Consider the following 8,762-nt stretch of genomic DNA (forward strand, 5'->3'; position numbering starts at 1 on the left):
TCTTACTCTTGGGAAGCTGCTGCGGCGCGATCCTTCGACACCAGCTTTTCCTTGATTCGAGCCGACTTGCCCGAACGCTCGCGCAGGTAGTACAGCTTCGCGCGACGCACATCACCGCGACGCTTCACGACGATGCTCGCCAGCAGCGGCGAGTAGGTCTGGAACGTACGCTCGACGCCTTCGCCCGACGAGATCTTGCGGACGATGAAGTTCGAGTTCAGGCCACGGTTGCGAATCGCGATCACGACACCTTCGTACGCCTGAACGCGCTTGCGGTTACCTTCAACCACGTTCACGTTCACGATCACCGTGTCGCCCGGGGCGAATTCGGGGATCGTCTTGCCGGCGAGCGCGCGCTCGATTTCTTCCTGCTCAAGTTTTGCAATCAGATTCATCACTGACTCCTAAAGCCATCTTGTCGGCGTTTGCACCCGCCTGCTTCCAGGCCTGGCCCCGATAGAGGATGGATTCACATCAGGCGCCGCGCACGCATGCACGGCACCGCCATTTCCCGCCCGCGAGGCCGCCTCAGGAGGCGTTCTTCGCTTCGCGTGCGAGGTTCGCAAGCCACGCCTCGTCGGCGCGGCTCAGCAACTTCTCGCGGCGCGCCCGGACGATCAGGTCCGGCCGCTTCCGCAACGTATTCTTCAATGCTTCCTGGCGCCGCCACCGCTCGATCTCGGCATGATGCCCGCCCAGCAGCACGTCCGGCACGCGCATCCCCTCGTATTCCTCGGGGCGCGTGTAATGCGGACAATCGAGCAGCCCGTCGGCGAAGCTGTCCTGCACGGCCGACTGCGCATCGTTCAGCACGCCGGGCAGCAGGCGCACGACGGCATCCATCATCGCCATCGCCGGCAGTTCGCCGCCGGACAGAACGAAATCGCCGAGGCTGATTTCCTCGTCGACGCAACGGTCGAGCAGACGCTGATCGATCGCCTCGTAGCGGCCGCACAGCACGATCACACCCGGCTCCTGCGCCATCCGCACCGCACGTTCGTGCGTGAACGGCGCACCTTGCGGCGACATCATCACCACACGCGTGCTCGCGACACCCTGCTCCGCCTGCGCCGCTTTCGCAGCGCCGATTGCGGCCTCGAGCGGCCTGGCCAGCATCACCATGCCCGGACCGCCGCCGTACGGACGGTCGTCGACCGTGCGGTAGTTGTCCGTCGTGAAATCACGCGGGTTCCAGGTGCGCAGCCCGAAGCGCTCCTGCTTCACGGCCCGGCTGGTGATTCCCCAGTCGGTCAGCGCGCGGAACATTTCGGGAAAGAGCGTGATGACGTCGAACTGCACCGCGCTCTCCGTAGCCTGGTTCATGAGTAATCGGCTTCCCAGTCGACGACAATGCGACGCGCCGCCTGATCCACCGTTTTGACATAGACGCCAACGAACGGAATCAGCCGTTCGTCGGTGGTCGGCTTACCATCCTTGCCGACTGCCGGATACTCGACGCGCATGATCGAATGCACGCCGTTGTCGATCATCCCGCTCACTGTCCCGAGCGCCACCGATTGCTCGTTGACGACCTCGAGGCCGATCAGGTCGACCCAATAGAATTCGTCCGCGGCCAATGCCGGGAAATCTTCCCGGCGCACGAACACGCGAAAGCCGCGCAAAGCCAGTGCGGCATCGCGGTCGCTGACACCCGCGGTATGCGCGACGACAGTGTCGCCGTGCGTCTTCGACTGCAGGATGCGGGCGGACAACCGCTCCCCACCCCGTTCCAGCCACCAGCGGCGCGCCGTGAGCAGCGCGTCGCCGCCACGACCGGCGTCGGCATGCGTCGCCACCTTGACCCAGCCTTTCAGGCCGTAGGCGTCGACTACCGCCCCGACCTCGACAGCATCGTCGGGCCAGGCTTGCACCGCTTCGAGACTGCCGTGCTCGGCAGCCGTACCGGCGCTCGCGACAGAGTCGCGCTCGACCGGCTTGCGGACGAATGCGCCAAACGACGCTCGCCCGCGCTTTGCGTTACCGGAATCGTGACCGGACATCAATGCTCCTTGCAGCCGGCACGACCGGCACACCGCGCCATGTTAGGCAGCCGGCTGCGCCTTTTGCGCTTCCTTCACGAGACGCTGGACGGTCGGCGACAGTTGCGCGCCAACGCCTTGCCAGTACGTCAGACGGTCCTGAGCGATACGCAGCGATTCGCCCTTCGTGGCGACCGGGTTGTAGAAGCCGACGCGCTCGATGAAGCGGCCGTCGCGACGGTTGCGCGAATCGGTAGCGACGATGTTGTAGAACGGGCGCTTCTTCGAGCCGCCGCGAGCCAGACGGATGATAACCATATGAAATCCTTCGGGAAAACCGGGTTCGAAACTACTGAAACGTGCGATTATAGCCGGAAACCAAAGCCACAACAAACACTTACGCGCAAAAATTCCGCAGACGCCCTGTTCGCCGGACATACAATCGTCGTGTCCACGACGCTCCCCGCCGCCATGCCGCTCTTTCGCGCCACCCCGGCGCGCCGCGCGCAGCACCGCCTCGCAGGCTTGCTGACCGGCCTCGTCATCTGTCTCGCATCCGCCGCGGCTTGCGCCGCACCACCGGTGGACGAACTCGTCGTGCCGCCCGGCTTCCACGTCGACTTGCTGACCGACGCCGTGCCGACCGCCCGCGAAATGGCGTGGTCGCCGCGCGGGATCCTGTATGTCGGCTCGCGGGAAGGCCGCGTGCATGCATTCGTGATGCAGGAGGGCCGGATCACGGCCCGCTACGTGATCGCATCGGGGCTCGACATGCCCGTCGGCGTCGCATATCGCAACGGCGCACTCTATATCTCCGCCGTGTCGCGCATCCTGCGCATCGACCACATCGACGACCGGCTCGCCAGGCCGCCGGCGCCGGCGGTCGTGACGGACACACTGCCGACCGATCATCATCACGGCTGGAAATTCATCGCGTTCGGCCCCGACGGCAAGCTCTACGTGCCGACCGGCGCACCGTGCAACGTCTGCCTCGCCGATCGCAGCCGATACGCGATCATCGCACGCATGAACGCCGACGGCAGCGGCCGCGAAGTGTTTGCCCGCGGCGTGCGCAATACCGTCGGCTTCGCGTGGCACCCCGATTCGGGTGAACTTTGGTTCACCGACAACGGTCGCGACATGATGGGCGACGACGTGCCCGACGACAAGCTGAACCGTGCGCCGCGCGTGGGCCTCGATTTCGGCTTTCCTTACTGCCACGGCGGCGACACGCCCGACCCCGAATTCGGGAGCCCCGACGTGTGCCGGCGCTATGTGCCGCCCGTGCTGAAACTCGGCGCGCACGTCGCGGCACTCGGCATGCGCTTCTATACGGGGCCGATGTTTCCGGCGTCGTATCGCAACAACATCTTCATTGCCGAACACGGTTCGTGGAATCGCAGCACGAAGGTCGGCTACCGCGTGATGCGCGCTGTCGTGTCGGCCGACGGCAGTCATACGCGCCAGACACCGTTCATCACGGGCTGGCTGCGCGCGGACGGCACCGTCTGGGGGCGCCCGGCCGACGTACTGCCGCTGCCGGACGGCTCGCTGCTCGTCAGCGACGACCACGCGGGTGCCATCTACCGCGTCACCTATGCGGCACCTTGACGCAGACGAGGGGTGACCGGGCCCGACCGGGCATCGTAGAATGCGTGCCGGGCCGAGCGCCCCGCGCCGGCCTGCCGGCCGCCCATGCCAACGATAATCCGCCGCCAGCCATGTCCAGCAGCACCGCACCGTCCCGCCGCTTCCGTTCCAAGACGCTCACCGCCGCCCTCGCGTTCCTGTTCGGTTCGCTCGGCGCGCACCGCTTCTATCTGTACGGCTTTCGCGACGTGTACGGCTGGGCACACCTGCTCGCGACGATCGTCGGGATCCCGGGTTTCCTGCTGCTCGCCGCGACCCAGCGCACTGCCGGCCTCGGCTGGTGGCTCGCCGCGCCGGGCGCGATCTCGCTGCTGGCCGCGTTCCTCTCCGCGCTCGTCTACGGCCTGCGTCCCGACGAAAAATGGGACGCACAATTCAATGCCGACACCGGCAAGCACAGCCGGTCAGGCTGGACGGTGATCTTCATCGTGATCCTCTCGCTGCTGATCGGCGCATTCCTGCTGATGACCGCGCTCGCGCTGTCGTTCCAGACGTATTTCGAGTCGCAAGTCGAAGCGGCAAAGCAGATCTCGCAGTAAGTGCCGACGCGCGTCGATCAGAACAGGCTCAACTGCATGTCGTCGCGCGATTTCCCGCCGGTTGCGCCCGCCACCGCGCGCTGCACTGCCGCCCCGGCCGCCGGCGCACCGCGAAACTGCGACAGGTCGAGAATGCCGTTCGTGCGCTCGTTCAACCCGAGTCGCTTCACGGCCTGACGGAAACGCTGCCGCAACAGGTCGGCCCAGATTCCCTCGCCCTTCATCCGTTTCGAGAAATCCGAGTCGTAGTCCTTCCCGCCGCGCATGTCGCGCACGCGGTTCATCACACGCTCAGCACGATCGGGGAAATGCGCGGAGAGCCAGTTCTTGAACAGCGGCGCGACCTCCCACGGCAGCCGCAGGATGATGTAGCTCGCGTGCGTCGCGCCAGCTTCCGCACAGGCTTCCAGCACACGCTCCATGTCCGGCTCGGTCACGAACGGAATCATCGGCGCAATGCTGACGCCCACCGGCACGCCCGCGTCGCGCAATGCGCGGATCGTGCGCAGCCGGCGCGCCGGCGTCGCCGCACGCGGCTCGAGCGTGCGCGCGAGATCGGCGTCGAGCGTCGTGATCGTGACCGCGGCCATCACCTGCCCGCGCTCGGCCATCGGGGCCAGCAGGTCCAGATCGCGCTCGATCAGCGACGATTTCGTGATCGCGGCGAACGGCAGCCCGTGATCGTGCATCACCTGGATCACGCTGCGCGTGATGCGCAGATCGCGCTCGACCGGCTGGTATGCGTCGGTGTTGACGCCGAGCGCAATCGGTTCCGGCACGTAGCGCTTGCGCGAAATCTCGCGCTCGAGCAGTTCGGCCGCGTTGACCTTCGCATAGATGCGGCTCTCGAAATCGAGCCCCGGCGACAGGCCCAGATAGCTATGGGTCGGCCGTGCAAAGCAGTAGATGCAGCCATGCTCGCAGCCGCGATACGGATTGAGCGACACGCTGAACGGAATGTCCGGCGACTGGTTGTGCGTCAGGATGCTCTTTGCGCGCTCCTCGAACACCTGCGTGCGCAGCGGAACGGGCAAATCGGTGTCGTCCGATTCGTGCGTCCAGCCGTCGTCGACCGCTTCGCGCAGCGCCGTTTCGTACCGCCCCTGGAGGTTGTCGACCGCACCGCGCCCCTTGCGGGGCGCCGGCGGCGCTATCGGAAATTCGTTGTCGGACCGACCGTCCATGCGCTCACCCATTCGCCTGCACCCAATACTGTATATTTATACAGTATTGGGTGCAGCGTGCCAAGGGCGAGATGGCGGGACCCAAAGCAGGCCCCAGCCGCGGTCATTCGCCGACCGAAATCGTCAGCGTCTCCTTGATTTCCTCCATCACGACGTAGCTCTTCGACTGCACCGCGCCGGGCAGTTGCAGCAGGATGTCGCCGAGCAGCTTGCGATAGTCGGCCATTTCACCGATCCGCGCCTTGATCAGGTAGTCGAAGTCGCCGGACACGAGATGGCATTCGAGCACCTCGTCGATCTTCATCACTTCGCGCCGGAACTGCTCGAACATGTTGCCGCCCTTGTGGCCGAGCGTGATCTCGACGAACACCAGCAACGCGGCACCCAGCTGACCCGGATCGACACGTGCGTGATAACCGGTGATGACGCCGTCGCGCTCCATGCGTCGCACGCGTTCGATGCACGGCGTGACGGTCAGCCCGACCTGTTCGGCGAGGTCCTTCATCGCCATCCGGCCGTCGTCCTGGAGCAGTTTGAGGATGCGCCGGTCGAGCTTGTCGAGCGAGCGTACTGGCTGGCGTTGCGTTCTCATTTGTTTATTCTGAAAACCTGAAAAATACGATAACAAAACCTACACATTCGACAATACCATAGCGCAAAAAACTAGATCAGCTAGAGGTTACACGGAGACGCAGGTGCGCCCGGCCTCGACCTGATCCCTTCCATCTGGAGCAGCTATGCGAGTGGTCATTCTGGGCAGCGGTGTGGTGGGCGTGGCAAGCGCGTATTACCTCGCGCGCGCCGGTCATGAAGTCACGGTGATCGACCGGGAAGCCGGTCCGGCGCTCGAGACGAGCTTCGCAAACGCAGGTCAGATCTCGCCCGGCTATGCCGCGCCGTGGGCCGCGCCCGGCGTGCCGCTGAAGGCCGTCAAGTGGATGTTCGAGAAGCACGCGCCGCTCGCGATCCGTCTCGACGGCACGCGCTTCCAGCTCCAGTGGATGTGGCAGATGCTGCGCAACTGCACGGCCGAGCGCTATGCGGTCAACAAGGGCCGCATGGTCCGCCTCGCCGAATACAGCCGCGATTGCCTGCAGGCGCTGCGCGCCGACACGGGCATCCAGTACGAAGGTCGCACGGGCGGTACGCTGCAGTTGTTCCGCACGCAACAGCAACTCGACGGCGCGGCGAAGGACATCGCGGTGCTGCAGGAAGCGAACGTGCCGTTCGAACTGCTGTCGCCGGCCGAGCTGAAGAACGCCGAACCGGCGCTCGCCGCCGTGTCGCACAAGCTGACGGGCGGCCTGCGCCTGCCGGGCGACGAAACGGGTGACTGCCAGTTGTTCACGACGCGCCTCGCGGCGCTCGCCGAATCGCTCGGCGTGAAGTTCCGTTACAACACGCCGATCGATGCGCTCGCGATCGCGGGCGGCAAGATCGCCGGCGTGCAGTGCGGCAGCGAGACGGTGCGAGCGGATGCGTATGTCGTCGCGCTCGGGTCGTACTCGACCCGCTTCATCTCGAACCTGATGAAGATTCCGGTCTATCCGCTGAAGGGCTATTCGATCACCGCGCCGATCGTCAACGAGGCGGCCGCCCCGGTATCGACGGTGCTCGACGAAACCTACAAGATCGCGATCACGCGTTTCGACCAGCGCATCCGTGTCGGCGGCATGGCGGAGATCGTCGGCTTCGACAAGAACCTGCGCGCAGCGCGCCGCGAGACGCTCGAAATGTGCGTGAACGACCTGTTCCCGGGCGGCGGCGACACGTCGAAGGCAACCTTCTGGACGGGCCTGCGCCCGATGACGCCGGACGGCACGCCGATCGTCGGTCGTACGCCGGTCTCGAACCTGTTCCTGAACACCGGCCACGGCACGCTCGGCTGGACGATGTCGTGCGGGTCGGGCCAACTGCTCGCCGACCTGATCTCGGGCAAGAAGCCGGCGATCCAGGCCGACGACCTGTCGGTGCATCGCTACCTGAAGGACGAAGCCGGCCAGACGCGCCCGGCATACGCGTAAGTCGGGACGGCCCGCGGCGATGCGGGCCGGTCGGCACCAAGAAGAAAGGCGCCCCGAGGGCGCCTTTCTGCGTTTCAGCGAATGCATCGCCGAATCGGAACCGGTCTTCCATCAATACGAGCACGCTCTCGCTCCCCTTCGCGCCGACGCTCGACAGTTCAGCCGGCCTGAACGAGGACGGGGCGGCGCCACATTTCGCAACGCGGTCTTCGCACGCAGCACGCCCTCGCCTTCTTCCGCTGATGGCAAACAAAAAAGGGGCGCTCATCGCGCCCCTCGTCGTACGTACTTGCCGCCAAAGCGTCAGGTCACGCCGCGTCAGCCCAGCTCGTTCACGAGCTCCGGCACGAGCGCGAATAGGTCGCCGACGAGGCCGTAATCGGCCACGCTGAAGATCGGTGCTTCCGGATCCTTGTTGATCGCGACGATCACCTTCGAATCCTTCATGCCGGCCAGGTGCTGGATCGCACCCGAGATGCCCACCGCGATGTACAGCTGCGGCGCGACGATCTTGCCGGTCTGGCCGACCTGGTAGTCGTTCGGCACGTAGCCTGCATCCACTGCCGCGCGCGAGGCGCCCAGTGCTGCGCTCAGCTTGTCGGCCAGCGGCTCCAGCACCTTCGTGTAGTTCTCGCCGCTGCCCAGACCGCGGCCGCCCGACACGATGATGCTTGCGGACGTCAGTTCCGGACGGTCCAGCTTCGTCACTTCACGGCTCACGAACTGCGACTTGCCGGCATCGGCCGCCGCTTCGATCTTCTCGACCGCCGCGCTGCCACCTTCCGCTGCAACCGGATCAAAACCCGTCGCACGCACCGTGATCACCTTGATCGGATCGCTCGATTGCACCGTCGCGATCGCGTTGCCTGCGTAGATCGGACGCTCGAACGTGTCGGCCGAGTCGACTGCCGTGATGTCCGAGATCTGCGCGACGTCCAGCTTCGCGGCGATGCGCGGCGCGATGTTCTTGCCGTAGGCGGTCGCCGGCGCAAGGATGTGCGAGTAGTCCTTCGCGATGTTCAGCGCGGTCGCCTCGACGTTTTCCGCCAGGCCTGCGGCCAGTTGCGGCGCGTCGGCCAGCAGCACCTTCGACACACCTGCGATCTTTGCCGCTGCGTCGGCAGCCGCTTGCGCATTGTGGCCCGCGACCAGCACGTGGATGTCACCGCCGATCTTCGCCGCCGCCGCCACCGTGTTCAGCGTCGCGGCCTTGATCGACGCGTTGTCGTGTTCTGCAATCACCAGAATCGTCATTTCTTTCCGCTCCCTCTTACAGCACCTTGGCTTCGGTCTTCAGCTTCTCGACCAACGTCTTCACGTCCGGCACCTTCACGCCGGCCGCGCGCTTCGGCGGCTCGACCACCTTCAGCGTCTTCAGACGCGGCG

Annotated in this window: 10 protein-coding genes and 1 pseudogene; 3 read left to right on the forward strand and 8 right to left on the reverse strand. The window is 65.5% G+C overall.

Annotation, left to right across the window (positions count from 1 at the left end):
- Nucleotides 1-2: 2 nt before the first annotated feature.
- From rplS to rpsP, 4 genes are all read right to left on the reverse strand, one after another.
- Nucleotides 3-395 carry a 50S ribosomal protein L19 gene (rplS, locus tag DIE06_RS16450; RefSeq protein ID WP_006753174.1) on the reverse strand — a complete coding sequence of 131 codons (393 nt, stop codon included), beginning with the start codon at nt 393-395 and terminating at the stop codon, nt 3-5.
- A 133-nt stretch (nt 396-528) separates the two neighbouring features.
- Entirely contained in the window at nt 529-1,323 is a 795-nt protein-coding gene (gene trmD, locus DIE06_RS16455; RefSeq protein ID WP_124662322.1) for a tRNA (guanosine(37)-N1)-methyltransferase TrmD, read from the reverse strand.
- Nucleotides 1,320-2,000 carry a ribosome maturation factor RimM gene (rimM, locus tag DIE06_RS16460; RefSeq protein WP_124662323.1) on the reverse strand — a complete coding sequence of 227 codons (681 nt, stop codon included), beginning with the start codon at nt 1,998-2,000 and terminating at the stop codon, nt 1,320-1,322. The genes trmD and rimM overlap by 4 nt, the downstream gene beginning before the upstream one ends.
- Nucleotides 2,001-2,042: 42 nt before the next feature.
- On the reverse strand, nt 2,043-2,297 hold the full coding sequence (gene rpsP, locus DIE06_RS16465; protein ID WP_006476550.1) for a 30S ribosomal protein S16: 255 nt from the start codon (nt 2,295-2,297) through the stop codon (nt 2,043-2,045).
- A 153-nt stretch (nt 2,298-2,450) separates the two neighbouring features.
- Here rpsP and DIE06_RS16470 point away from each other — a divergent pair, with 153 nt between their 5' ends.
- Nucleotides 2,451-3,590: a sorbosone dehydrogenase family protein gene (locus DIE06_RS16470; RefSeq protein WP_124662334.1), complete on the forward strand. Its 1,140-nt coding sequence runs from the start codon at nt 2,451-2,453 to the stop codon at nt 3,588-3,590.
- Nucleotides 3,591-3,700: 110 nt separating this feature from the next.
- The gene (locus DIE06_RS16475; protein WP_124662324.1) at nt 3,701-4,168 is read left to right on the forward strand and encodes an NINE protein; all 468 of its coding nucleotides are present in this window, start codon (nt 3,701-3,703) and stop codon (nt 4,166-4,168) included.
- 17 nt (nt 4,169-4,185) lie between these two features.
- Here the strand turns inward: DIE06_RS16475 and DIE06_RS16480 are convergent, their stop codons facing one another.
- Together DIE06_RS16480 and DIE06_RS16485 are read right to left on the reverse strand one after the other, a co-directional pair.
- Nucleotides 4,186-5,364: a PA0069 family radical SAM protein gene (locus DIE06_RS16480; protein ID WP_124662325.1), complete on the reverse strand. Its 1,179-nt coding sequence runs from the start codon at nt 5,362-5,364 to the stop codon at nt 4,186-4,188.
- Between the two features lie 91 nt (nt 5,365-5,455).
- Nucleotides 5,456-5,944: an Lrp/AsnC ligand binding domain-containing protein gene (locus DIE06_RS16485; protein ID WP_006762687.1), complete on the reverse strand. Its 489-nt coding sequence runs from the start codon at nt 5,942-5,944 to the stop codon at nt 5,456-5,458.
- Between the two features lie 145 nt (nt 5,945-6,089).
- Between DIE06_RS16485 and DIE06_RS16490 the strand changes: the two genes are divergently transcribed.
- Nucleotides 6,090-7,376, forward strand: a complete 1,287-nt coding sequence (locus DIE06_RS16490) for a D-amino acid dehydrogenase (RefSeq protein ID WP_124662326.1) — start codon at nt 6,090-6,092, stop codon at nt 7,374-7,376.
- A gap of 318 nt (nt 7,377-7,694) precedes the next feature.
- Here DIE06_RS16490 and DIE06_RS16495 read toward each other — a convergent pair whose 3' ends face one another.
- Together DIE06_RS16495 and DIE06_RS16500 are read right to left on the reverse strand one after the other, a co-directional pair.
- Nucleotides 7,695-8,630 (reverse strand): electron transfer flavoprotein subunit alpha/FixB family protein, encoded by a 936-nt coding sequence (locus DIE06_RS16495; protein WP_124662327.1) that lies wholly within the window; start codon nt 8,628-8,630, stop codon nt 7,695-7,697.
- 16 nt (nt 8,631-8,646) lie between these two features.
- Nucleotides 8,647-8,762, reverse strand: a pseudogene (locus tag DIE06_RS16500) (electron transfer flavoprotein subunit beta/FixA family protein); the annotation flags it as partial.

The organism is Burkholderia sp. Bp8998, from assembly GCF_003854235.1.
Taxonomy (GTDB): domain Bacteria; phylum Pseudomonadota; class Gammaproteobacteria; order Burkholderiales; family Burkholderiaceae; genus Burkholderia.

Excerpts from the sequence above, each read along its gene's own strand:
- DIE06_RS16470 (WP_124662334.1), top strand. The coding sequence starts at position 2,451 with ATGCCGCTCTTTCGCGCCACCCCGGCGCGCCGCGCGCAGCACCGCCTC.
- DIE06_RS16475 (WP_124662324.1), top strand. The coding sequence starts at position 3,701 with ATGTCCAGCAGCACCGCACCGTCCCGCCGCTTCCGTTCCAAGACGCTC.
- DIE06_RS16485 (WP_006762687.1), bottom strand. The coding sequence starts at position 5,944 with ATGAGAACGCAACGCCAGCCAGTACGCTCGCTCGACAAGCTCGACCGG.
- DIE06_RS16490 (WP_124662326.1), top strand. The coding sequence starts at position 6,090 with ATGCGAGTGGTCATTCTGGGCAGCGGTGTGGTGGGCGTGGCAAGCGCG.
- DIE06_RS16480 (WP_124662325.1), bottom strand. The coding sequence starts at position 5,364 with ATGGGTGAGCGCATGGACGGTCGGTCCGACAACGAATTTCCGATAGCG.
- DIE06_RS16495 (WP_124662327.1), bottom strand. The coding sequence starts at position 8,630 with ATGACGATTCTGGTGATTGCAGAACACGACAACGCGTCGATCAAGGCC.
- rimM (WP_124662323.1), bottom strand. The coding sequence starts at position 2,000 with ATGTCCGGTCACGATTCCGGTAACGCAAAGCGCGGGCGAGCGTCGTTT.
- rpsP (WP_006476550.1), bottom strand. The coding sequence starts at position 2,297 with ATGGTTATCATCCGTCTGGCTCGCGGCGGCTCGAAGAAGCGCCCGTTC.
- trmD (WP_124662322.1), bottom strand. The coding sequence starts at position 1,323 with ATGAACCAGGCTACGGAGAGCGCGGTGCAGTTCGACGTCATCACGCTC.
- rplS (WP_006753174.1), bottom strand. The coding sequence starts at position 395 with ATGAATCTGATTGCAAAACTTGAGCAGGAAGAAATCGAGCGCGCGCTC.